This window comes from Stenotrophomonas sp. G4 (assembly GCF_003428825.1).
Lineage (GTDB): Bacteria > Pseudomonadota > Gammaproteobacteria > Xanthomonadales > Xanthomonadaceae > Stenotrophomonas > Stenotrophomonas indicatrix.
On sequence record NZ_CP031741.1, the window covers coordinates 4,030,842 to 4,053,093 of the forward strand.

The 22,252-nt window shown below is 67.4% G+C and carries 26 protein-coding genes; 13 read left to right on the top strand and 13 right to left on the bottom strand.

Annotation, left to right across the window (positions count from 1 at the left end):
* Positions 1-49: 49 nt before the first annotated feature.
* Complete coding sequence (locus D0Y85_RS18445; RefSeq protein WP_100436982.1) at positions 50-766, top strand: transporter substrate-binding domain-containing protein; 717 nt, start codon at positions 50-52, stop codon at positions 764-766.
* Between the two features lie 36 nt (positions 767-802).
* Here D0Y85_RS18445 and D0Y85_RS18450 read toward each other — a convergent pair whose 3' ends face one another.
* Positions 803-1,705, bottom strand: a complete 903-nt coding sequence (locus D0Y85_RS18450) for a LysR substrate-binding domain-containing protein (protein WP_032976453.1) — start codon at positions 1,703-1,705, stop codon at positions 803-805.
* Between the two features lie 243 nt (positions 1,706-1,948).
* A complete protein-coding gene (locus D0Y85_RS18460; RefSeq protein ID WP_117311542.1) occupies positions 1,949-2,503 on the bottom strand; it encodes a GIY-YIG nuclease family protein in 555 nt (184 codons plus the stop codon).
* An 84-nt stretch (positions 2,504-2,587) separates the two neighbouring features.
* Between D0Y85_RS18460 and D0Y85_RS18465 the strand changes: the two genes are divergently transcribed.
* Together D0Y85_RS18465 and D0Y85_RS18470 are read left to right on the top strand one after the other, a co-directional pair.
* A complete protein-coding gene (locus D0Y85_RS18465; protein WP_117311543.1) occupies positions 2,588-3,385 on the top strand; it encodes a D-alanyl-D-alanine carboxypeptidase family protein in 798 nt (265 codons plus the stop codon).
* 69 nt (positions 3,386-3,454) lie between these two features.
* On the top strand, positions 3,455-3,988 hold the full coding sequence (locus tag D0Y85_RS18470; protein ID WP_117311544.1) for a hypothetical protein: 534 nt from the start codon (positions 3,455-3,457) through the stop codon (positions 3,986-3,988).
* Between the two features lie 19 nt (positions 3,989-4,007).
* On the opposite strand, the gene D0Y85_RS18475 is transcribed toward D0Y85_RS18470, so the two are convergent.
* Positions 4,008-4,571: a TetR/AcrR family transcriptional regulator gene (locus D0Y85_RS18475; protein WP_117311990.1), complete on the bottom strand. Its 564-nt coding sequence runs from the start codon at positions 4,569-4,571 to the stop codon at positions 4,008-4,010.
* Positions 4,572-4,619: 48 nt separating this feature from the next.
* Positions 4,620-5,216, bottom strand: a complete 597-nt coding sequence (locus tag D0Y85_RS18480; RefSeq protein WP_117311545.1) for an NAD(P)H-dependent oxidoreductase — start codon at positions 5,214-5,216, stop codon at positions 4,620-4,622.
* Between the two features lie 190 nt (positions 5,217-5,406).
* On the opposite strand from D0Y85_RS18480, the gene D0Y85_RS18485 reads away from it, so the two are divergent.
* On the top strand, positions 5,407-5,808 hold the full coding sequence (locus D0Y85_RS18485; RefSeq protein ID WP_117311546.1) for a response regulator: 402 nt from the start codon (positions 5,407-5,409) through the stop codon (positions 5,806-5,808).
* Positions 5,809-5,819: 11 nt separating this feature from the next.
* Here D0Y85_RS18485 and D0Y85_RS18490 read toward each other — a convergent pair whose 3' ends face one another.
* A complete protein-coding gene (locus D0Y85_RS18490) occupies positions 5,820-6,647 on the bottom strand; it encodes an isocitrate lyase/phosphoenolpyruvate mutase family protein (protein ID WP_205420715.1) in 828 nt (275 codons plus the stop codon).
* Between the two features lie 388 nt (positions 6,648-7,035).
* On the opposite strand from D0Y85_RS18490, the gene aroQ reads away from it, so the two are divergent.
* From aroQ to accC, 4 genes are read left to right on the top strand one after another with little or no spacing between them, the layout of a single operon-like run.
* Entirely contained in the window at positions 7,036-7,488 is a 453-nt protein-coding gene (aroQ, locus tag D0Y85_RS18495; protein ID WP_117311548.1) for a type II 3-dehydroquinate dehydratase, read from the top strand.
* Positions 7,485-7,907: a lysozyme inhibitor LprI family protein gene (locus tag D0Y85_RS18500; RefSeq protein WP_117311549.1), complete on the top strand. Its 423-nt coding sequence runs from the start codon at positions 7,485-7,487 to the stop codon at positions 7,905-7,907. The genes aroQ and D0Y85_RS18500 overlap by 4 nt, the downstream gene beginning before the upstream one ends.
* Positions 7,908-7,961: 54 nt before the next feature.
* On the top strand, positions 7,962-8,453 hold the full coding sequence (gene accB / locus D0Y85_RS18505) for an acetyl-CoA carboxylase biotin carboxyl carrier protein (RefSeq protein ID WP_025878628.1): 492 nt from the start codon (positions 7,962-7,964) through the stop codon (positions 8,451-8,453).
* A gap of 12 nt (positions 8,454-8,465) precedes the next feature.
* On the top strand, positions 8,466-9,833 hold the full coding sequence (accC, locus tag D0Y85_RS18510; protein ID WP_025878627.1) for an acetyl-CoA carboxylase biotin carboxylase subunit: 1,368 nt from the start codon (positions 8,466-8,468) through the stop codon (positions 9,831-9,833).
* Between the two features lie 145 nt (positions 9,834-9,978).
* Here the strand turns inward: accC and D0Y85_RS18515 are convergent, their stop codons facing one another.
* Both D0Y85_RS18515 and D0Y85_RS18520 read right to left on the bottom strand, forming a co-directional pair.
* Complete coding sequence (locus D0Y85_RS18515) at positions 9,979-10,353, bottom strand: hypothetical protein (protein WP_093818147.1); 375 nt, start codon at positions 10,351-10,353, stop codon at positions 9,979-9,981.
* Complete coding sequence (locus D0Y85_RS18520) at positions 10,350-11,315, bottom strand: hypothetical protein (protein ID WP_117311550.1); 966 nt, start codon at positions 11,313-11,315, stop codon at positions 10,350-10,352. Before D0Y85_RS18520 ends, D0Y85_RS18515 begins: the two co-directional genes overlap by 4 nt.
* Before the next feature lie 150 nt (positions 11,316-11,465).
* On the opposite strand from D0Y85_RS18520, the gene prmA reads away from it, so the two are divergent.
* From prmA to fis, 3 genes are all read left to right on the top strand, one after another.
* A complete protein-coding gene (gene prmA, locus D0Y85_RS18525) occupies positions 11,466-12,386 on the top strand; it encodes a 50S ribosomal protein L11 methyltransferase (protein ID WP_117311991.1) in 921 nt (306 codons plus the stop codon).
* Positions 12,387-12,428: 42 nt separating this feature from the next.
* On the top strand, positions 12,429-13,178 hold the full coding sequence (locus D0Y85_RS18530) for a DUF3426 domain-containing protein (protein ID WP_117311551.1): 750 nt from the start codon (positions 12,429-12,431) through the stop codon (positions 13,176-13,178).
* A gap of 115 nt (positions 13,179-13,293) precedes the next feature.
* Positions 13,294-13,569, top strand: a complete 276-nt coding sequence (gene fis, locus D0Y85_RS18535) for a DNA-binding transcriptional regulator Fis (protein ID WP_006397198.1) — start codon at positions 13,294-13,296, stop codon at positions 13,567-13,569.
* A 124-nt stretch (positions 13,570-13,693) separates the two neighbouring features.
* On the opposite strand, the gene D0Y85_RS18540 is transcribed toward fis, so the two are convergent.
* The 6 genes from D0Y85_RS18540 to D0Y85_RS18565 are packed head-to-tail and all read right to left on the bottom strand — an operon-like array spanning position 13,694 to position 19,504.
* Positions 13,694-14,686 (bottom strand): phosphatidate cytidylyltransferase, encoded by a 993-nt coding sequence (locus D0Y85_RS18540; protein WP_033832372.1) that lies wholly within the window; start codon positions 14,684-14,686, stop codon positions 13,694-13,696.
* Positions 14,683-15,312 carry a lysophospholipid acyltransferase family protein gene (locus D0Y85_RS18545; protein ID WP_025878621.1) on the bottom strand — a complete coding sequence of 210 codons (630 nt, stop codon included), beginning with the start codon at positions 15,310-15,312 and terminating at the stop codon, positions 14,683-14,685. Before D0Y85_RS18545 ends, D0Y85_RS18540 begins: the two co-directional genes overlap by 4 nt.
* 12 nt (positions 15,313-15,324) lie before the next feature.
* On the bottom strand, positions 15,325-15,762 hold the full coding sequence (locus tag D0Y85_RS18550) for a hypothetical protein (RefSeq protein ID WP_117311552.1): 438 nt from the start codon (positions 15,760-15,762) through the stop codon (positions 15,325-15,327).
* Positions 15,759-17,093 (bottom strand): phosphatase PAP2/dual specificity phosphatase family protein, encoded by a 1,335-nt coding sequence (locus tag D0Y85_RS18555; RefSeq protein ID WP_117311553.1) that lies wholly within the window; start codon positions 17,091-17,093, stop codon positions 15,759-15,761. Before D0Y85_RS18555 ends, D0Y85_RS18550 begins: the two co-directional genes overlap by 4 nt.
* Entirely contained in the window at positions 17,093-18,844 is a 1,752-nt protein-coding gene (locus tag D0Y85_RS18560; RefSeq protein WP_117311554.1) for a bifunctional alpha/beta hydrolase/class I SAM-dependent methyltransferase, read from the bottom strand. The genes D0Y85_RS18555 and D0Y85_RS18560 overlap by 1 nt, the downstream gene beginning before the upstream one ends.
* 39 nt (positions 18,845-18,883) lie before the next feature.
* Positions 18,884-19,504, bottom strand: coding sequence for a CDP-alcohol phosphatidyltransferase family protein (locus D0Y85_RS18565; protein ID WP_117311555.1), 621 nt, complete (start codon positions 19,502-19,504; stop codon positions 18,884-18,886).
* A gap of 213 nt (positions 19,505-19,717) precedes the next feature.
* Between D0Y85_RS18565 and purH the strand changes: the two genes are divergently transcribed.
* Both purH and D0Y85_RS18575 read left to right on the top strand, forming a co-directional pair.
* Entirely contained in the window at positions 19,718-21,301 is a 1,584-nt protein-coding gene (gene purH / locus D0Y85_RS18570) for a bifunctional phosphoribosylaminoimidazolecarboxamide formyltransferase/IMP cyclohydrolase (protein WP_117311556.1), read from the top strand.
* A gap of 17 nt (positions 21,302-21,318) precedes the next feature.
* Entirely contained in the window at positions 21,319-22,197 is an 879-nt protein-coding gene (locus tag D0Y85_RS18575; protein ID WP_117311557.1) for a hypothetical protein, read from the top strand.
* Positions 22,198-22,252: the final 55 nt, after the last annotated feature.

Consider the following 22,252-nt stretch of genomic DNA (forward strand, 5'->3'; position numbering starts at 1 on the left):
CGGCCCCGACTGGCATGCTGGACAGCCTGCCACCGTACTGGAAGCGCCCATGTCCCTGGCCGATCACCGTCATGCCCTGGCCCCCTTGGGCCACCTGCGCGTTGCCATTAACCTGGGCAACCCGGTGCTGGCCCAGGGCGACGCCAATTCACCGCGTGGGCCGTCGGTGGAACTGGCCACCGCGCTGGCACAGCGGCTGGGTGTGCAGGCACGCTTCAGTTGCCACGACGCGGCCGCATCAGTGGTTGCAGCGGCGAGCGACGATGCATGGGATCTGGCCTTCCTGGCGGTGGACCCGGCACGTGCCGACCGCATTGCCTTCAGCGCGCCGTATGTGGAGATCGAAGGCACCTATCTGGTGCGCGATGACAGTCCAGCGCAACGGGTTGCAGACCTTGATCGCAACGGGCTGCGTATCGCGGTGGGACGCGGCGCCGCCTACGATCTGTTCCTCAGCCGTGAGCTGCGGCACGCGACGATTGAACGTGCCGATACCTCGGCCGCAGCCATCACCCTGTTCGACCAGCAGCGGCTGGATGCAGCGGCCGGCGTACGCCAGCCCCTGCTGGCCTGGGCGCAGGCACATCCCGGCCATCGCGTGCTGGCCGATCGCTTCACCGTCATCCAGCAGGCGGTCGCCGCGCCCATCTCTCGACCCGTAGCGGCGTTGCAGGCACTGTTCGCGGAAGTGCAGGCGATCAAGGCCGGGCCGCTGCTGGGCGAGGCCTTCGCGCGTGCCGGGCAGGCAGTCACGCTGTTGCGGTGACGCGCACTCCATGGCGTCGCGCCTGCCCGCGTGGCGCTACCCCGCGTCTGCGGCCTGCATGTGCCGCACGTGCTCGGCCGCCTGGGCGTGCAACCATTCGCGGAAGGCCAGGAAACCACGGTGCCGCACCGAGCGCTGCGGATACACCAGCCAATGCGGCCATGCGGTTTTCAGGCGCCGGTCCGACAACGCAACCAACTGGCCGGAATCCAGCAGCAGCCGCGCCCGCGTCACCCGTCCCAGCGCAACACCGACGCCATCCAGTGCGGCGCGATGGTGGGCTTCGGAATCATCCAGCACCGCCACGTACCGCGCCGGCGGGCGCTGCCCGGTCAGCGCGAACCATGCACCCCACGCGCCGTCGGGGTCTCCCAGCAGCGGCCACTGTGCCAACGGCAGGTGGCCGATGCCGCCCATGCGCTCGATCAGTGCCGGGCTGGCCATGGGCAGCAGCCATTCGTCGAACAACGGTTCCACCACCAGCCCCGGCCATTGTCCACTGCCCAGCCGCAGCGCTGCATCGAACTGCAGTTGCCGGTCGAAGTCGATCAGTCGCTCGCTCGACTGCAGATTGATTTCGATCTGCGGATGCGCCGCCACGAAGTTGCCCAGGCGTGGCACCAGCCAGGCGCTGGCCATCGACGGCACGGCGCTGAGGGTGAGCACATGCTCCGGTCGCGCGGCGTAGGGCTGGAAGGCTTCGTTGATCGCATCCAGGTGGGGGCCGATCTGATCCAGCAGGCGCTGCCCTTCCAGGGTCAAGGCCACACCGCGTGCCTGCCGAATCAGCAGCGGCTGGCCCAGGCGTTCCTCGAGCTGGCGCATCTGATGGCTGAGCGCACTGACCGTCAGGTTCATCGACGCGGCGGCGCGGGACAGGTTGCCCAGGCGTGCGGCAGCGACGAAGCCCTGCAGGGCATGCAGCGGTGGGCGGGACATAAGCCTTGAATTCCTCTCAAGTCGGCCTTGCGGAAATGTCGCTTTTTGCGCCGCCATGCTGCCCGTATCGTGCATTCCACTCAAGTGGAGGCACGATCATGAACATCTTCAGCGGTCTGTTGTTCCTGCAGGGTCACGTGACCAACGTTGCCCTGGCCCAACGCCTGGCCAGTCCCGTTCCCGCAGCGCCCGATGCACGCCGGGCACCCCGTCCGGGCAACACCCCGGCCGCCCCGGGCAGTGTCACCACCCGTGCTGCAGGTGCTCGGGCAACCACGGCTGCGGATCGATAGCGAGCGCGCGATACGCATCGATGGCGTCGCGCAGTGCGGCCACGCCGACGGGCGAACGCAGGCTTTCCTCTTCCGGCACCTGCACTGCAGCCCAGTCATGCAGCCGGTCCAGGCGCTGGACCATTGCAGCCCGCAGCCACAGCCGCAGCGGATAGGTGTGATAGCCCTGCTGCGCCAGCGCTTGCACAGCCGCGGCCAATGCAGCGTTGGCCCCGCGCACCCACTCGGTGTGCCCACCGGCCTTGTCCTGCACCGTCATCGGTGCCGGCGCACGATGCAGCTTGAAGGGCCGCCGCAAGTGCAGTTCCAGGTCACGCGCATCCCGCTCTGATTCCGCCTCGACCAGCGCGCCTGCTTCCAGATCGAAGAACTCGAACCAGCGCCGATGCAGCGCACTGATCCGGCCCAGCGGATCGCGCGAGAAGCCGATCTTCGCGTAGTCCTCCCAGGCACAGGGAAAGACGTAGGCGAACACGCGGCCATCGATGCGGATGTCGGAATCCATTTCCACAGGATCGCGTGGCGGGTATTCGCAGGATGTGCAGGCAATGCCCACGGCATGCGTACTTCCGGCTACGCTTGCGCGACCATGCCTTCATCGCACGCCCCTCGCCCGCCCGTGTCATCGATCACGATCGATGCCGTCTCGCTCGACATCCTGCAGCAGCAGCACGCGGATCTGCGACGACCGCCGGCCTCGCTGACCAAGCTGATGACCGCCTACACCGCGTACGACCTGCTCGCGCAGTCGGGCGGTTCGTGGTCGGACAGGATCACCATCGATCCGCGCGACGTGCACGAGGTGGCCGACGATGAAACACGGATGGGCCTGGTGCCCGGCGAAAGCATCGTCGTAGGCAGACTGCTGGAGGGCCTGATGGTGGTCTCCGGCAACGATGCCGCGCTCGCCCTGGCCCGTCACCTGGCCGGATCGCAGGCGGCGTTCGCACGCCACATGAACGACCACGCGCGAGCGCTGGGCCTGCACGATACGCACTTCATCTCCGCGTCCGGCATCACCACTGCGGGCCATCTGTCGACCGCACGCGACATGGCGATGCTCGCCGCGCACCTGCTCGCCAGCTACCCTGATCTGCTGGCGATCACCGCACAGCGCAGCTTCGCGCACCACACACTGCACAAGGCCAACCAGAACACCCTGCTGGGCGAAGACGGCGTGGATGGATTGAAGACCGGTTACACACAGGCGGCCGGCTTCTGCCTGGCCGCTACCGCCCGTCGCAGGTGCGCTGGGCACGCCCTGCCACTGCGCCTGATCACCGTGGTGCTGGGTGCAGATTCCCGTGCGTCGCGCGATGAGCAGGTGCGTGCGCAGCTTGATGCAGGCTTCGCCAGCGCCGGAATGGCCGACGCCCAACGCGCGTGACCGGCAGGCTGGGCAGACACCACGGGCAATGCGCTCTATAGTCCAGCGCCCGAAGGAGTACCCCCACCGATGGATCGACGACTGTTGTGCTGGATGCTTGCGCTGTCCTGCATGTTCGCCGCTGCAATCACCCATGCCGGCGAACTCAGCCCTGCCGAGACCGACGCGCTGCAGCAGGATGTGCGATCACTGCTGTCCACCTTCGCGCGTGGCGATACCGATGCCATGATCGAGCGCACGCATCCGAGCGTGAAGCGTTTCGCTGGCGGCGACGCGACGTATGCAAAGGCCGCGCGCGATGCGATGAAGGCACTCGGCGACATGGGCCTGAAGGTCATCAGCGATGAGGTCGGCGAACCGACCCGTACCTACGCTGCCGGCGACGAAGAAGTCTGCTTCGTGCCGCGGACCACGGTATTCACCGCCGACGCGCAGACAGTGAAAAGCCTCACCTTCATGGTCGCCATCCGGCCGGCAGGGGGGACGCAGTGGCGCTACATCGATGGTGCCGCCATGCAGGCAATGCCGGAGCTGCTGCGACAGCTGTTGCCGGACCTGCCGCGTGACGTGCCACTGCCATTAGTCAGCGTCGAGCAACTCTAGGCCGCTTCGCCCACACGATTCAGCTGCCACGCTTGACGATGGCGACGATCACGCGCTCCAGCTCGGCCTCGGCAGCCGCGTGTTCCACCGCACCGGCCGCAACCGCTTCAGACAGGGTTTCGGCGGCACCGAGAATGGCCCACAGCCCGGTAGCCGGCACGGCCTCGCCCACTGCGAACGGGCCCAGCCACTGCGCGCACTTGTCGATGAAATCCTGCTGATAGCAACGGCGTACCGCACGCAGTTCCGGTGATCCGGCCAGCGCGGCGAGAATGTCCTGGATCTCGCTGCCCTGCGACAGCACACAATCGATGTAGCCCGAGGCGATGGCATGCGCGCGATCCTTCAGCCGGGCCTTCGCACTGCCGATGCGCTCATCGAAGACCACGGTCTGCTTGTGGTCATAATCGGCATACAGCGCGGCCAGCAGGCCGTTGCGGGTTTCGAAGTGGTCGTAGGCCAGCGGCTTGGTCACACCGGCCGCCTCGGCCAAGCGGGCCAGGGTCAGCGCATCGGTGCCCTCTTCGCCAACCAGCGCCCACGCCACGTCCAGCAGCTGCCGGGCGCGCTGTTCACGGGTCAGGCGGCGACGGGGCTCGGGCGCGTCAGGTCTGGAAGGCAAGGGAGATCGTCAGGGCGCGGGGGTTCCGATCTTACGTCCGATGTCCACTGCCGTCTGCAGATGCGCTTCGGCCATGCCGCTGTCGGCGTCCAGCAGCAGCGTGGAGGACAGCACCGGCGCCCCGCAGTAGTCGAAGATGCCCTGGTCGATCTGGGTCTTCATCGCCGCGCCATAGCCACGCCGGTCGATCATCTGCTGGCCCGCGCCGCCCAGCCCGACCAGATGCACCTGCAGCCGCTGCAGCTTTTTTTCCACCTTGCCGTCGGCACCTTCGTCATAGGCCCAGCCCTGGGTGAAGACGCGGTCGATCCATCCCTTCAGCAGCGCCGGGAACGACCACCAGTAGAGCGGGTAGACCAACACCAGCGCGTCGGCCGCATCCAGCCGGGCGTGCTCGGCGGCGACATCGGCCGGCAGCGTTGTGGTCCTGCGGAAGAACGCGTGGTCCTGGGCGCTGAAACGTGGATCGAAGCCTTCGGCCATCAGATCCACCGAGGTGACCGTATTGCCGGCATCGGCGTTGACGATGGCCTCACCGATCCGTGCAGCGACGGCGTGGGTGAGCGAGGCCGGTTCAGGATGTGCAACGACAATATGGGTATGCATGATGGGGCTCTGCTGTTCGCTAGTTACCAATGGTAACTACGATTGCAGCCGGCACCAGCACCATCGGTGGAATGCTGTTGCGCGCTGCGGTCGCTGTTGTGCACATCACAGCCACACCAGGCTGCCACGGCCTTGATGCCGGTAAGCGGATGCTTGCCGGACCAACGCAGCATTCGCACGACAACACACCATGCAGAGCAACAACGAACGACCCGCACCACTACCCCGCCTGCTCCTTGTGGAAGACCAGCTCGATCTGGCAGATCTGATGGAACAGGCCCTGACCGACGAAGGCAACGAAATCGCCCACGCCAACAGCGTTTTCGAGGCATTGGGCATGCTCGACACTGGCCACTTCGATGGCGCCGTGCTGGACGTGGAACTTCGTGATGGCGTGGTATTTCCTGTGGCCGATCGGCTGCTCGAACTGGGCATCCCCTACCTTTTCGCTTCAGCGGTATATGACCAGCTGGTACCGGTCAGGCATCGGCGCGCGCCCTTCCTGGCCAAACCCTTCCATGTGCAGGGCCTGCAGCGCGCGGTGCGCGAAGCACTCGGCAGGACGGCCGCCCCGCCGACGCCGCCGCACTAGCCTGCACGCACCTACGGCTTGAACAACCCGTTGAGCTCGGCACCGGACGGGGTGGCCGGCAGCGCATCGAATGATCCACGGGCAAGCATCTGCCGGGAGGCGTCGAGAAAGCCGGACCACGCGCTGCGGGCCAGCGCACCGCCGACACTGACCCGGCGCACGCCCAGGCTGGCGGCCTGCTGCAGCGTCATCACGCCGGGCGCACCGATCAGCAGGTTGACCGGCTTGCCACCGGCGGCCTCCACCACGGCGCGGATCTGCTCTGCGGTCCGGATGCCGGGCGCATACAGACAGTCGGCACCCGCCTGCGCGTAGGCGCGGATGCGGGCCAATGTATCGTCCAGATCAGGGCGGCCGACGAAGAAGTTTTCCGCGCGCCCCACCAGCATCACATCGTGCCCGCTGTCATCGATGGCGCGCCGCGCGGCCTGCAGCCGGGCCACGCTGTCTTCGATGCTGCGCAGCGGATGCTCCGCATCGCCGCTGGAATCCTCGATCGACAGGCCGGCCACACCGGTAGCGATCGCCATCGACACGCTTTCGTGCACCGCCTCCGGGCTGCGGCCAAAACCATCTCCGAAGTCGGCGTTCACCGGTAGATCGGTCGCCGCCACCATCGCGTGCAGGTGGGCCAGAATCTCGCTGCGCCCCATCGCCCCGTCAGGCTGCCCGTGGGCCCAGGCATGGCCGGAACTGGTGGTAGCCAGTGCCTGGGCACCCAGTCGCGCCAACGCCACCGCACTGCCCACGTCCCATGGATTGGGCAGCAGGAAGCAACCGGAGGCATGAAGCGCCCTGAAGGCGGCACGGCGGTTTCGGATGGCGTCGGCACTCATCACGGACTCCTGATGGAAACATTCTCCCCGGCCGCTGCCCGCGCAGTGGTCACCTGGCAGCGGGCTTCACGGCGGCGCGACCCGGTCCCACTGTCTTCTGCGGGGGCAGGCTCTGCAACATCGTCCTGTGCAGCGTCCCCACCACGACAGCACGGCGCCCGGCCAGATGGGGCCACCGGGTGCGGAAAGCCGCGAACGCCGAGGGGATGCTGGGCATGCGCGCTTCCCACTATCTACTATCTATAGGAAGCGTCCCCGCTTCCGTACCCCATGCAACCACGCGGAAGACCGCGTCTTTCAAACGATCGCTTTAAACACCACTAATTTCGCCGAACTGGACAGCATCCTCAGCTTCCGCCAGACTGCCGCCCTTTCCCGTCAATCGGATCCCATGGCGAAGCTGCTGGTCCTGCATGGCCCCAACCTCAACCTGCTCGGCAGCCGCGAGCCGGAGGTCTACGGCCACACCACGCTGGCCGACATCGACCAGGCGCTGGCCGCCCAGGCCGCTGCCGCAGGTCATGTGCTGGAGAGCCTGCAGTCCAACGCCGAGCACGTGCTGGTGGATCGCGTTCAGGCCGCACGCACCGACGGAACCGCCTTCATCCTGATCAACCCGGCCGCCTTCACCCATACCTCGGTTGCCCTGCGCGATGCGCTGGCGGCGGTGGCGGTGCCGTTCATCGAGATCCACCTGTCCAACCCGCATACCCGCGAGCCCTTCCGCCAGCACAGCTATTTCAGCGACAAGGCGGTAGGCGTGGTGTGTGGCTTCGGTGCCGACAGCTACCGCTATGCGATGGATGCGGCCTTGGCGCGCGTGCAGGCTGCCGCCGCATCATGAACCTGTCGCGCGTCCTCGCCAGCGTTGTGCTGTGGGCCGGCCTGTGCGGCGCTGCCAGCGCGCTCGACCGCAATGACGAAGGCATCGACTGCGCGCACCCGACCACCACGATGGAGAGCGACCTGTGCGCCTCGGACGTGGCGGCGGCTGCCGACGTCGAACTCAACACCGTATACGCACAGGCGCGCCGGCAGCTGCGTACGCCGGCCAACGGCGGCGGTTGCAGCTACTGCGGCGACGCCGAGCAGCAGCTGGTGCTGGCCCAGCGCGCGTGGATGCAGCTGCGCGACCACGACTGCCAGGCGGTATATGCCCTCAACTCCGACGGCACCGCGCGCAACGGCGCACAGATGCGCTGCCTGATCACCCTCGCGCGCGACCGCACCCGGCAGCTGCGCGACTTCTACGAACTGCTTTGACCCGAGCGCAACGCGCTTCCCACCACACTGACATCAAAGAGCAAAGAGGCCACCATGGATCTCCGCAAAATCAAGAAGCTGATCGACCTGCTGGAAGAGTCGAACCTGGCTGAAATCGAAATCAAGGAAGGCGAAGAGTCGGTGCGCCTGTCGCGCGCTCCGGTGTCCGGCTACGGCATGATGCAGGCCCCGCCGCAGATGATGATGGCCGCTCCGGCCGCTGCCCAGCCGGCCACCCCGGCCATGCCGATGCAGTCGCCGACCGAAGCCTCCACCGGCGGCACCGCCAAGCCGGGCAACGCGCTGCCGGAAGGCCACGTGCTGCGCTCGCCGATGGTCGGCACCTTCTACGCCTCCTCCGCACCGGACAAGCCGGCGTTCGTCAGCATCGGCCAGCAGGTCAAGGCCGGCGAGACCCTGGCCATCATCGAAGCGATGAAGATGTTCAACCCGATCGAAGCCGATGCGTCGGGCACCATCGTCGCCATCCTCGGCGAGAACGGCCAGCCGGTGGAATTCGACCAGCCGCTGTTCGTGATCGGCTAAGGGGCGGCTGCCATGCTCGACAAAGTCGTCATCGCCAACCGAGGGGAAATCGCGCTGCGCATCCTGCGCGCGTGCAACACCCTGGGCATCCGCACGGTGGCCGTGCACTCCACGGTCGACCGCAATCTCAAGCACGTGGCCATGGCCGATGAATCGGTCTGCATCGGCCCGGCGGCGTCGGCGGAAAGCTACCTCAACATCCCGGCATTGATCGCCGCGGCCGAGGTCACCGACGCCCAGGCCATCCACCCCGGTTATGGCTTCCTGTCCGAGAACGCCAACTTCGCCGAGCGCGTGGAAGAGTCCGGCTTCATCTTCATCGGCCCGAAGGCAGACACCATCCGCCTGATGGGCGACAAGGTCGAAGCGATCCGTGCCATGAAGTCGGCCGGCGTGCCGTGCGTGCCCGGTTCGGGCGGCCCGCTCGGCGACGACATCGTCGCCAACACCAAGATCGCCCGTGAGATCGGCTACCCGGTCATCATCAAGGCGGCCGGCGGCGGCGGTGGCCGCGGCATGCGCGTGGTACACGCCGAAGCCTCGCTGAAGACCTCCATCGAGACCACCAAGAGCGAGGCCAAGGCCGCGTTCGGCAATGGCGAGGTCTACATGGAGAAGTTCCTGGAGAACCCGCGCCACGTGGAGATCCAGGTGCTGGCCGACGGCCAGGGCAACGCCATCCATCTCGGCGAGCGCGACTGCTCGATGCAGCGTCGTCACCAGAAGGTGGTCGAGGAAGCGCCGGCACCGGGCATCACCGCCGAGCAGCGCGAGCAGATCGGCAAGGTGTGCGTGGAAGCCTGCATCCGCATCGGCTACCGCGGCGCCGGTACCTTCGAGTTCCTGTATGAAGACGGCCGCTTCTACTTCATCGAAATGAACACCCGCATCCAGGTGGAACATCCGGTCACCGAGATGGTCACCGGTATCGACCTGGTCGCCGAACAGCTGAAGATCGCTGCCGGCCAGAAGCTGTCGATCAAGCAGAGCGATGTGGTGCTGACCGGTCACGCGATCGAGTGCCGCATCAACGCCGAAGATGCCGAAACCTTCGTGCCGAGCCCGGGCACCATCACCGGCTTCCACGCGCCGGGCGGCCCCGGCGTACGCGTCGATACCCACATCTACAGTGGCTACCGCGTGCCGTCGAACTACGACTCGATGATCGGCAAGCTGATCGTGCACGGTCCGGACCGCGAGACCGCCATCGCCCGCATGCGGGTGGCGCTGAGCGAGATGGTGGTCGATGGCATCAAGACCAACATCGCCCTGCAGCAGCGGATCATGCGTGACAAGGGCTTCCAGGCCGGTGGCCAGAACATCCACTACCTGGAAAAGCGCCTTGCCGAACGCAAGAGCAAGCCGATCGCGTTGACCTGACCGGCAGAGCGCCATCGCCGGACACGAAAAGGGCGGGGATTTCCCCGCCCTTTTTGCGTTTTTACGGCAGCGCCGGGCCATGCCCGGCGGCCTTCTATCGCCACCGCCCACCCGCCGGGCATGGGCCGGCGCTACCGGCGTGGCGTCAGCGCGCGTCGGCCGCGGTCGCCGGAATCTGCGAATTCGGCAAAGGGCGCACGCCATTCGGCGAGGTCGGATCGACGATCACCATGGTCTCGCTGGAGCCATCGGGCCACACCACCTGGAAGGTGCTGCCGGCCGGCAACGACGAGAACGGCACGCCACTCTGCGCGCGGTACACGGCGGCGACCTGGCTGGCACCGGCACGGCGCACATCTTCCTGCGCCTTCACCGAGGTCAGTTCCACCTTCGACAGATGCCGGTAACGGTCCTCGTAGGTGTCGATCATCAGCAAGCCCACGGCACCGGCCGAGTACGCCACGAACAACACCACCCAGAACCAGAACTTGGCCCCATGCAGGAATCGACGGTAGTTCATCGTCCGTCCCTCGTTCCAATCAATCGCTTGATCCATTCCTTCATTTTCCCCGCACCTTGCCGCGAAACCGCGGCGTCATACACAAAATCACGGAAGTCCTGCGTCCCATCCGGCGAACAGATCCCTCCATTCGCACAAAAACTGTTGACCAGCACGCTGTCGGCCCCACAGGGAAGACCGAGTTCGCAGGCCGCAACCCGCCATGCCAGTTCACTGAGCTGTTCACCGGCAACCATCCCGACCAGCGCCTTGTCGCCGGCCGCGCGCAGTCCCATGCCCGGCGCCAGCGCCATATAGGCCTCCGGATCGCGCGAGGTACGCACGCGCTCGACCAGATCACGACGGTACTGTTCGTCCTCCTGCAGCGGCTCACCTTCGGCAAACAGTGCCGCTTCGGCCGCCAGGTTGCCCTGCTGGGCCGCACGACGGCGCTCGCCGATCACCAGTGCCGGCCCCAGCTTGTCGCCGGGCACGAAGCCACCGCAACGCTGCGCCACCCGTTCGCGCGCCTCCACCATCTCCGGCGCTGCACTCAGGCCGAGGCCGGACAGCACGTTGTTGTCCAGCCGGTAGCCGCCCGGGTCAACGGCGTACTGCGCGCAGTAGTCGTAGACCCGGCTGAGCATCCAGCGCGCCTCGTGGTTGCCCTGGTCGGCCTGCACGCGCAGGCGCTGTGCGTAGGCGTACAGATCAGTGGCACTTTCGATGTCGGCGCGGATATCCAGCGGCAGGCCCGACGGCAGCGCGGTGCCACGTTCGAAAGCCGCGAGGCGGCGTGCCAGCGCTTCGGGCATCACCGGTGCCAGCGCGCCCTGTGCATCGCCGGCCTGGGTGGCCAGCGGCACGTCGACATGCGCGTCCATGGCCCGACTGTGGCCGTTGGCCCGATAACCGGCCACGCCCAGCACGGCCACGGCCGGCAGGACGAGCAACCAGGTTTTCAGGGTCGGGGCGAAGGCCATCGGCAACGGTCGGCGGTACGGCGCACAGGAAAGCGCCGAGTTTAGCAAGGCCCGTGAGGCCTGTCTGAACCGGCTTCGTTCATCTCAAGGCATACGGAGACGCCCCGATGGTCTAGCATGGCCCCCTTTCCCGCGATTGCCCTCACCGCCATGCCGTTCCTGGAACTGACCCTGCGTTGCACCGAAGCCACCCAGCCCCGCTATGAGAATGCGCTGGAGGATGTGGGCGCGCTGGCGGTGACCCTGCTTGATGCCGAAGCCGACACCAGCAACGAGCAGGCCATCCTCGAACCCGGCGTGGGCGAGACCCCGCTGTGGGACACCCTGATGCTCAGCGCGCTGTTCCCGGCCGACAGCAACGCCTTGCTGCTGCTGGCCGCGCTGGAAGCGTTCGACCCGGAGCTGGACTGGAGCAACGGCAGCTTCCGCGCCGTGGAAGACGAAGACTGGGAGCGCGCGTGGCTGGACCAGTTCCAGCCGATGGACTTCGGCAGCCGTACCTGGATCGTGCCGTGGAACCACGAGCTGCCGGAAGCCGCGCAGGCCACCGACGCCGCCATCGTGCGCCTCGACCCGGGCCTGGCCTTCGGCTCGGGCACCCACCCGACCACCGCGCTGTGCCTGCGCTGGCTGGACCAGTTGGCCGTTGATGGCCAGCTGCAGGGCCAGCGCGTGCTCGACTTCGGCTGTGGTTCGGGCATTCTCGCCCTGGCCGCGCTGAAGCTCGGTGCCGCCCAGGCCATCGGCGTGGACAACGACCCGCAGGCGCTGATCGCCACCGCCGACAATGCCGAACGCAACGGCGAACAGGCACGCATGCAGGTGTACCTGCCGCAGGACGAACCGGTCGCCACCTACCCGATCGTGGTCGCCAACATCCTGGCCTCCGCGCTGGATGCACTGGCCGAACTGCTGGCCGCCCGTGTCGCCAGCGGTGGTCGCATCGCCCTGTCGGGCATCCTGCATGGCCAGGAAGACGAACTGCTGCAGCGCTATGCGGCGTGGTTCGACGACCTGCAGGCCACCCAGGATGGCGACTGGATGCGCATCACCGGCGTACGCCGCGCCTGATCGTGGTTGAATGACCGCTGGATCCGAGCCCGCGCCCTGAGCATGTCCGAGCCGAACCCACCGCGCCGTCCCCTGGCCACGTTCCTGCGCACCGCGCCGGGACGTGATGCCGCGCCTGAAGCCACGGAACCGCGCGAACCGGGGCCGAGCGATGCAGCGCCGGTGATCGAGGACATCGACCCGGCAACGGACATCGTGGCGGCAACCGAAACAGAACCGGTGGCCGCCGCTGATCCAATCATCGAGCCGGACTTCACTGCCAGACCCGGCCTCGTTGTCACCGCCGCCGATGCGCCCAGCTTCCTTGGCGTGCGCCCGCGGGCGCTGCCCACCCCTCGCTGGCATTGGCTGCTGGTGGCCGCGCTGGCGCTGCTGCTGTTGCTGCAGAGCGTGCTTGCCGACCGTGCACGGCTGGCCGCCGATGCCGGTACCCGGCCGTGGATCAGTGCGCTGTGCAGCGTGCTGCGCTGCGAGCTGCCCGCTTGGCGCGAGCCCACTGCATTGACCATGACCAGCCGTGAAATCCGCCCGTTGCCGGCCCAGCCCGGCGTGCTGCAGATCCAGGCCAGCATCCGCAACGACGCGCGCTGGCCGCAGGCCTGGCCGGACCTGCGCCTGTCGCTGTCCGATGCCGATGGTCGTGTGATCGGCACCGGCGTGTTCGCACCAGCGCAGTACCTCGGCGAAAATCCGGGTGCGGCCCCTCTGGAGCCGGGTCAAAGCGCACGCATCGCCTTCCGCGTGCAGGAACCTGCCGCATCCACGGTCGCATTCACCTTCGAGTTCCTTTGACCTGGGCCTGACCGTCCGGCCGTGGCAGGCCGGGCACGCTCGCGCTAGACTGACCGCCATCACCTCATCCGGTCCGGCGCCCCGCGTGCATGGACCAACCAGATCGGGAACCCCCTTGAACGCTGTCCTTTCTCGTCCTGACAACAGTCGTGGCGCTGCCCGGCCACCGCTGCGCGAACATGTGGCCCAGTCCGTGCGCCGTTACCTGCGCGACCTCGATGGCTGCGATGCGGACGATGTCTACGAGATCGTACTGCGCGAGATGGAGATTCCACTGTTCGTGGAAGTGCTCAACCACTGCGAAGGCAACCAGAGCCGCGCGGCGGCGATGCTGGGCATCCACCGCGCCACCCTGCGCAAGAAGCTGAAGGAATACGGCATCAGCGCGTAAGCGCGGATGCGTCTACCGCGAAACACCCCATCCGGTAGCGCCGGGCCATGCCCGGCGGCATGGTGGTCTGCCGCACTTCGTGCTCGCCGGGCATGGCCCGGCGCTACCACGGCATCGACCGGGGTCAACCACCTCCCGCCTTCCAGTAGTAACGCACCACGTGGAAGAACACCGGGGCGGCGAAGCACACTGAATCCAGCCGATCGAGCATGCCGCCATGGCCCTCGATCATGTTGCCCCAGTCCTTGATGCCGCGGTCGCGCTTGATCGCCGACATCACCAGGCCGCCCCAGAACCCCATCAGGTTGATCAGCAGCGACAGGCCGAACGCCTGCAGCGGCGTGAACGGGGTGATCCACCAGAGCGCGGCGCCCAACGCGCTGGCACAGAGCACGCCGCCCACGAAGCCTTCCACCGTCTTCGACGGCGACAGCTTCGGCGCGATCAGGTGCTTGCCCAGCAGCTTGCCCCAGATGTACTGCAGCACGTCCGACGACTGCACTACGATCACCAGGAAGGCGAACAGCAGCACGTTGCGCGCCGGATCGTAGCCCGGCACTCGCAGGTTCAGCAGCAGCGGCACGTGCGAGATGCAGAACACGCAGATCATCAGGCCCCACTGCACCTTCGACGTGCGCTCCAGGTAGTGGGTGGTGTCACCACCGATGGTGGCCAGGATCGGCAGGAACAGGAACGCGTACACCGGGATCAACAGCGTGTACATGCCATACCAGTCGATCCACACCAGGTAGTACTGCCACGGCAGCACGATGTAGAACGCGGCCAGCAACGCGTAGTAGTCACCTGATCGTGTTGGCGCCAGGGTGATGAATTCGCGCAGTGCGAACAGCGAGATGATGGCGAACAGCACGATCACTCCGGCGCGCCCGAAGAACAGCGCCAGCCCGACCACGATGGCCATCACCCACCACGCGCGGATGCGCGAGACCAGGTTGGCGATCACCGCGCTGGGCTGTCCACGCTGGCGCCAGCGCAGGGTTTCGGACACCAGCGTGGCCAGCACCAACACCGCGCCTACGCCCGCGAACAGCAGCCCTGTCTGCTGGCCCACGCTGCGCGCGGCAAGATCGCCGGACACATCGATCATGAAGCTCATGCACGGCCTCCGTTCGGGGCCAAGGCCAGCAGCGCCTGCCGGCTGCGTGCCAGGAACGCCGCCTTGTCCTCATCGGCCTGCAGCCGCAGCGGCGTACCGAAGGTTGCCGTGCACAGCAGCGGCAGCGGCAGGAAACGCCCTTTCGGCATCACCCGCTTGAGGTTGTCGATCCACACCGGTACGAACTCCAGCTCCGGGCGTTGCCGGGCCAGGTGGTAGATGCCGCTCTTGAACGGCAGCAGCGGCTCATCACCGATGTTGCGCGTGCCTTCCGGGAACAGGATCAACGAACAGCCCTCGTCCACCGCGTCACGCAGCACCTGCAGCGGATCCTGGTGGCGGTTGCCGGCCTCGCGTTCGACCAGCACGCCATTGAACACCGCGTCGATCAGGTAGCGACGCAGGCCATCGCGCTGCCAGTACTCGGCGGCGGCGACCGGCCGCACCTGGCGCCGCAGCGCCGGCGGCATCGACGACCAGATCAGCACGAAATCACCATGACTGGCATGGTTGCCGTAGTACACGCGGTGCTCGCTGGACGGCGCGCAGCCGACCCACAGCGCGCGTGCGCCGGTCACCACATGGATGGCCGCGCTGCAGGCGCGGGCGATCAGTTCAGCGAACATTGGCACCTCCGGTCAGGTCTGCGGCCACAGCACGGCCAGCAGCAACGCAGCGAACTGCAGCAGCGTGGCGGCGTACTGGCGCATCAGCAGACGCCGCATGCCGGTCCAGCGCGCATCCCAGCCACGCGTCGGCGCCTGTGCTTCCAGCCTGCGCAGGCCAGCGGTGTGCAGCGCCTGGTCCACCCGCTGCGCTGCGTCTTCACCCTGCAAGCCCTCGCGCTGCAGCAGGCGCAGCAGGCTGGCGTCCAACTGTACCCGCACCGCGTAGTACGCCTGCAGAACGCCTGCCACCAGGCTCAGCAGCAGCAGGCCAGCGGCGAACATCGCCAGCCCCGGCTCGATGCCCAGCAGCAACAGGGCCACCAGCAGCAGGCCCAGCGACAACGCGGCAGGCAATCGCCCCTGGCGCAGCAGCAGATGCATCATCGGCAGATCGGGCACGGCGCTCATGCAATGGTCTCCTGCGCGGCAGCGGCCGCGATCACCTGTAGATGAACGTCATGCAGCACGATCGACGGCCGCGCGCCACGCACGATCGACACCGCGTCGGCCACATCGCGCGCACGGCCGGTGCGCAGCAACCAGGTCGCCACGCTGGCCGCGCTACGTGAGTACCCCAGCGCACAGCAGACCAGGACGGGGCCATGCCCGCGCAGGCGTTCAATGGCATCTGCCGCGGCGCGCAGCTGCGCCGCCGAGGGCACCACCAGGTCCAGCATCGGCACGCTGGCGTACGCTGCTCCCGGCGCGCGGCAGGACAGCTCCGCACAGGTGTCGACCACGCCCACCAGCGGTGCCGGCAGTGCGGTACCTGGCAGGCGCCCCAGCCAGACAGCGTCGACGACCGGCACCGGCTGCGGCGCGCGGCGCGTCCACAGCCGCGAGTTGATCCACGCCGCACCCAGGTACGGTGCCAGCAGCCAGCGCGCGGCCATCGTCAACCGGCCATCGGCGCGCTTCTGGAACACCGCCGTGCCCAGCCCGGCATAGGCCAGCGACACCAGCAGCAACGACACCACGGGCCACAGCAGCCACAATGCGGTGCCGCGCAGCATCACCACCGGCACCAGCAGCAGGCCGGCACCCGACACATACAGCGCGGCCAGCCGCCAACGCTTCGGGTCACCGGCAGCCTGCCAGGCGCGCAACGGCGGCGTGCCCTGCTCCGGCCACAGCCACACGCACAACCAGCCCGCCAGCAGCCCGGTGGGAATGTCGATGAAGTGATGCTGGAACGTGGTCAGCACCGAAATGCCGATCAGCAGCGCCCACACATGCAGCACCAGCCGCCAGACCCCGTGCAGGTACTGCGCGAACTTCACCCACAGCACGATCAGCAGCACGATATGCAGCGACGGCGCCTGGTTGAATGGCTTGTCGAAGCCCAGCAGCACGTCGAACAACCAGCCGAACACACCGCCGATTTCCGGCCGTTCGAAGCTGAAGCGCAACGGCCACAACAGGAAGCACGCCACCGCGATCACCTGCGCGCTGAGCAGGCGCAGTGCGTGCCGGTCCAGCTCCAGCCGGCGCCGGCACAGGAAGAACGAGATCGCATAGAACAGGTCGATCGACCAGTACGGCACGATCGTCCACGGCACGAACGGAATCCGCGCCTCCCAGGCAAATGCCATCACCGGCAGCTGGGCATGGCGGCCGGCCATCCAGTTGGCGAAGCCATAGCTGGCGAAGAAGAACGGACCGAGCAGGGCCAGCCACAGCAGGGCGCGCCGCCAGGGGCGCGCCTCGCTGGGTGATGCGGTTGCCGCCAGCGTCGCCATCACGCGATCCGTCGTGCCAGCGATACGGTGAAGATGCCGAAGTCATCGATGCGCTGGGCCACCTTCTGGAAGCCGGCCAGGCGCACCAGTTCGTCCATCTCGTGCTGGGTACGGCGGCGCATCACCCACGCCGCGCCACCACGATGGCTGGTCAACGCACGCGCGATGAACTCCAGCTGCGGATGCCACGGCTGCCCGGTGTAGGCCAGGTAACCGCCCACCGGCACCGTCGCAGCGATGCCCTGCAGTGAACGCAGCACCGCATCGTTGTCCGGGAACAGTTCGTACAGGCCGGATACCACCGCCAGCGTCGGCGCCGGTTCCACTGCTGCCAGCTGCACCGGATCGAACGCATCGCCCTGTTCGAAGCGGGCGATGTCGGCCGCGCCGAGGCGCTCGATCAAGGCCTTGCCCTGCGTTACATTCAGATCGCTGAAATCGCGCAGCACGATGTGGTCGGCACGCTGTTCGCCCTGGCCGAGTGCTTCCAGCACGTAACGGCCATGGCCGGCCGCCACGTCCAGCACGCGCACCGGCGCGCCCTGCCCGCGCAGTCGCTGGGCGGCATCGCGCAGCAGTTCCTGCAGGTGCTTGCCGCGCACGCGGATGCCGCGCCAACCGATCGCATCCAGATAGTTGCGGTCGACCATCCGGCCCAGCGGGCCCTTGCCCCGCGCCTCATCACGGTAGATGTAGTCCAGCGTGCTGCCCGAATCGAAGCCGGTCTGCAGTCCCAGCGCGATGCCCTCCGACAGCGTGCCGCCGAAACGCAGGCCACCGCGCACCACGCGCCAACGCAGGTCGGCCAGGCTGTTGCGCTCCGGTGGCCACGACAGGATCTCCGATTCCTCGAAGGTCGGGCCATGCCGATGCGCATCGCGCCGCGACAGCTCCTGCAGCGGTTCGGCAAAGCGTGCCTGGATGAAGCTGCGGATACGCGCCAACGCCGGTGCACGGTCACGCTCGCCGAGGGTGTCGTGGAAGAAGCCCGGCAGGTGCACGCGCTCCTTGATCGGGCTGGACAGGCGTTCGTAGAAGCGGTCCTGCGGGCCACGGTGCACCACGAAATCGGAACCGGACACCAGCAACTGCACCGGCACGCTGATCGCCTGCGCGTCGGCCACGATGCGGTCGGCCGCTTCGTACAGGCCCAGCAGCACGCGCACCGAGATCGGCCGGGTGATCAGCGGATCGGTGCGGTAGCTTTCCACCCGTGCCGGGTCGTGGGTCAGCCACTGCGGCTTGACGTAGCTGTTGACGAAGAAGTTGCCGCGCAGTTTCTGCATCAGCGCCAGTCCAGCGCGTGCGAACGGCACGTACAGCTTCACCTTGAATGCCGGCGAAGCCATCACCAGCGCGCGCAGCCGCGGCGCATAGTCATGCACCCAGGTGGCGGCAACCACCGCGCCCACGCTCTGCGCGATCACCACGATGTCCTCCACCGCGATGCCATGCTCGGCACTGATGTGGGCGATGAAGCTGTCCAGGTCGCGCACCAGCGCCGGGAAGCCCGGTGCGTCGCCGCGCGTGCCGGGCGAGCGACCATTGCCGCGCGCATCCCACGCGAAGAACGCGGTGTCGGGCAGGTCCAGCTCGTCGACCAGATGGGTGACCCGGCCGGAGTGTTCATGGCCGCGATGCAGCAGCACGATGGCCTTGGCCGGCGTGGTTGCCGTGGTGCTCGGCCAGTACCGGTAGAACAGCGGTACCTGGTCGAAGCTGTGGAATTCCCGTTCCTGCGCCTGACGCATGCAATCTCCGTATGGATAGGGCGTGTAATCGTGTTGTGCTTACCGCTGCGATATCGCCGCGGCTTCCTTCAATCCCTGGCGTACGCGACGGACCACCGTCATCCCACACAGCAGTGCGGCCAGTGCGGCGACCGCGCTGACCACGGTCGCGCCTGCCCAGGCGAACGCCAGCAGCAGGCCCAGCACGCCGATCACGAACGCACGGTCGCTCTTGCCCATCGGGCCGTCATAGCGGCGGCTGGCGCCGACCATCAGGCCCAGCACGCCGGCGTACTCGCTCAGCGCGGCGGCCCAGGCCAGCAGCCACAGGGCCTCAGGGCGCACGCCCGGTACGCTGAGCAGGCTCAGGTACAGCGCCGCGTCGGCGATCACATCGCACACCTCGTTCAGATAGGCGCCCAGCCGCGATTGCTGGCCGAATTCGCGGGCCAGCATGCCGTCGACGGCGTTGAGGGCCATGCGCAGCAGCATCCACAGCGGCAGGGCCAGATACAGCAGCGGCTGGGTGGGAGCGCAGTACCACACCGCAGCGGCCACCAGCAGCGAGACCACGGCCGCAGCCACGGTCACCGTGTTGGCGGTGATCCCCATGCGGTACAGGCCGTGTACGGCCGGACGCAGCAGGTCCTGGAAACGTCCTTTCAATGCGTAGATCGACACGATCTGAACCCGCTAATCCTTGGCAGTGCGGGCACAGCCTACCTGATTGCGACAGCGCCACATATCGAATTGCGCCCAATGCCGGCCCATGCAGGTGCTGCCGGGCGGACCAGGACAGGAGTCGGCACCGGCCAATTTCCCCCACCAGCGCCCGCCACCGGCCCCCACCGCCTACAATATCGGCCCCGCTCCGCTGCCGATTGCCCTGTCCCCATGACCGCTGATCTGTTGCCCGTCCGCCGGGCCCTCCTCTCCGTTTCCGACAAGACCGGCCTGGTCGAGCTGGCCACCGCGCTGGCTGCACGCGGCGTGGAGCTGCTGTCCACCGGCGGTACCGCCAGGGCGATCCGCGATGCGGGCCTGGCCGTGAAGGACGTCGCCGAGGTCACCGGCTTCCCGGAAATGATGGATGGCCGGGTCAAGACCCTGCATCCCATGGTGCATGGCGGCCTGCTGGGCCGCTCCGGCCTGGACGACGCGGTGATGGCCGAGCACGGTATCGGTGCCATCGACCTGCTGGTGCTGAACCTGTACCCGTTCGAATCGGTCACTGCCAAGGCCGACTGCACCCTGGCCGACGCGGTGGAGAACATCGACATCGGCGGCCCGGCGATGCTGCGCTCGGCGGCCAAGAACTTCGCCCGCGTGGCGGTGGCCACCGACCCGTCGCAGTACGCCGAACTGCTGGCCTCGCTGGATGCCAACGACGGCCAGCTGTCGGCCGGCACCCGTTTCGCATTCTCGGTGGCCGCATTCAACCGCGTTGCCCAGTACGACGCGGCGATCAGCAACTACCTGTCGGCGGTCACCGCCACCGACGCCGCCGTGCCGGTGCGTGCCGAGTACCCGGCGCAGATGAATTCCACCTTCGTGAAGGTGATGGACCTGCGCTACGGCGAAAACCCCCACCAGAGCGGCGCGTTCTACCGCGACCTGCATCCGGTGCCGGGCACGCTGGCCACCTTCCAGCAGCTGCAGGGCAAGGAGCTGAGCTACAACAACCTGGCCGATGCCGATGCAGCCTGGGAATGCGTGCGCCAGTTCGACGCGCCGGCCTGTGTCATCGTCAAGCATGCCAACCCGTGCGGCGTGGCCGTTGGCGCCGGCAACGGCGATGCCTACGAGCTGGCCTACGCCACCGACCCGACCAGCGCCTTCGGCGGCATCATCGCCTTCAACAAGCCGCTCGATGCAGCCACCGCGCAGGTGATCCTGGACCGCCAGTTCGTTGAAGTCCTGATTGCGCCGGACTACGAGCCGGCCGCGCTGGAATACGCGCAGAAGAAGGCCAACGTGCGCGTGCTGCGCATCCCGCACGGCGACGGCCTGAACAACTTCGACAACAAGCGCGTGGGCTCGGGCCTGCTGCTGCAGTCGTCGGACAACCGCGGCATGACCCGCGACGAACTGAAGGTGGTCAGCAAGCTTGCACCGACCGACAAGCAGTTCACCGACCTGCTGTTCGCCTGGAAGGCCGCCAAGTTCGTCAAGTCCAACGCAATCGTCTACGCCAAGGACAACCGCACCATCGGCGTGGGTGCCGGCCAGATGAGCCGCGTGTACTCCGCACGCATTGCCGGTATCAAGGCGGCCGATGCGAACCTGGTGGTCGAAGGTTCGGTGATGGCCTCCGATGCGTTCTTCCCGTTCCGCGATGGCATCGATGCCGCTGCCGCCGCCGGCATCAAGGCAGTGATCCAGCCGGGCGGTTCTATGCGCGATGCTGAAGTGATCGCCGCCGCCGACGAACATGGCCTGGCCATGGTGTTCACCGGCGTCCGCCACTTCCGCCACTGATTGCTGGAGCGACACGGATGTCTGCCGTCTCTTTGAAACCGCTTGCCGTGCTCGCCTTCGCTGGCACGACCCTGCTGGCCGGCTGCAGGCCGGCTGCCGAGCCCGCACCTGCCCCGCAGGCAGATGCGGCAAAGCCCGCCGCCAGCGAACCGGCGGCGCATGTCAGTCGCACCGCGCGTCTGCAGGCCTTCCTGACCGGGCGTTACGGCAAGGACGCCAAGCTTTCCGGCCAATGGCGCGGCAGCTGGACCCAGGACGATGAAACGCGCGCGATCGACTGGCAGGTCTGCGCCGAGCAGCCGGTGGTGACCGGCGACAGCTGGCAGCAGCTGCTGGCGGTGTGTGGTGCGCTGGTCGATGGCGCGCATATCGACCCGGGAACGATCGAGTTCTTCGTGCTGCAGCCCAGGGGCGATGGCTTCGGGGTGACCAGCGAGCTGACCGGCGAGCGCTTCGGCAGTGGTGGCCAGCCCGGCACCGCCAGCATCATCCGCGCCGGCAGCGATTTCTACGGCTTCCGCGTCGAGGATGGCTGGTTCGGCCAGGGCTTCTCGCTGCTCTCGCAGACCCTGGTGCTGCCGGGCCCGAAAGGCCTGACCAGCACCGGCAACGTGCGCAGCCACATCGACAACGACGCCCAGTACGAATGCGAGAACGTCGATGCGGCCGCCGATCCCGATGCCGCCGAAGACTGCCGCACCCGCCGCTTCAGCATCGATTTCGCGCTGCGTTTCGACGACAGCGACCGCAGTGCGCGCATCTGGCCACTGCTGATCGAGGAATCCGGCAACACCTGCGGCGGCAAGCGGGTGCGTCAGGAGCACCGCTTCACCCTGGACCCGAAGTCCTGGACCTACTCCTTCCCCGAATCACTGCGACGCGAAGGCTGCGAATGACGCACACGCGCCGCCGGGGACCTCGAACTTCCCTTCCCACGCAATCTGGAATCTC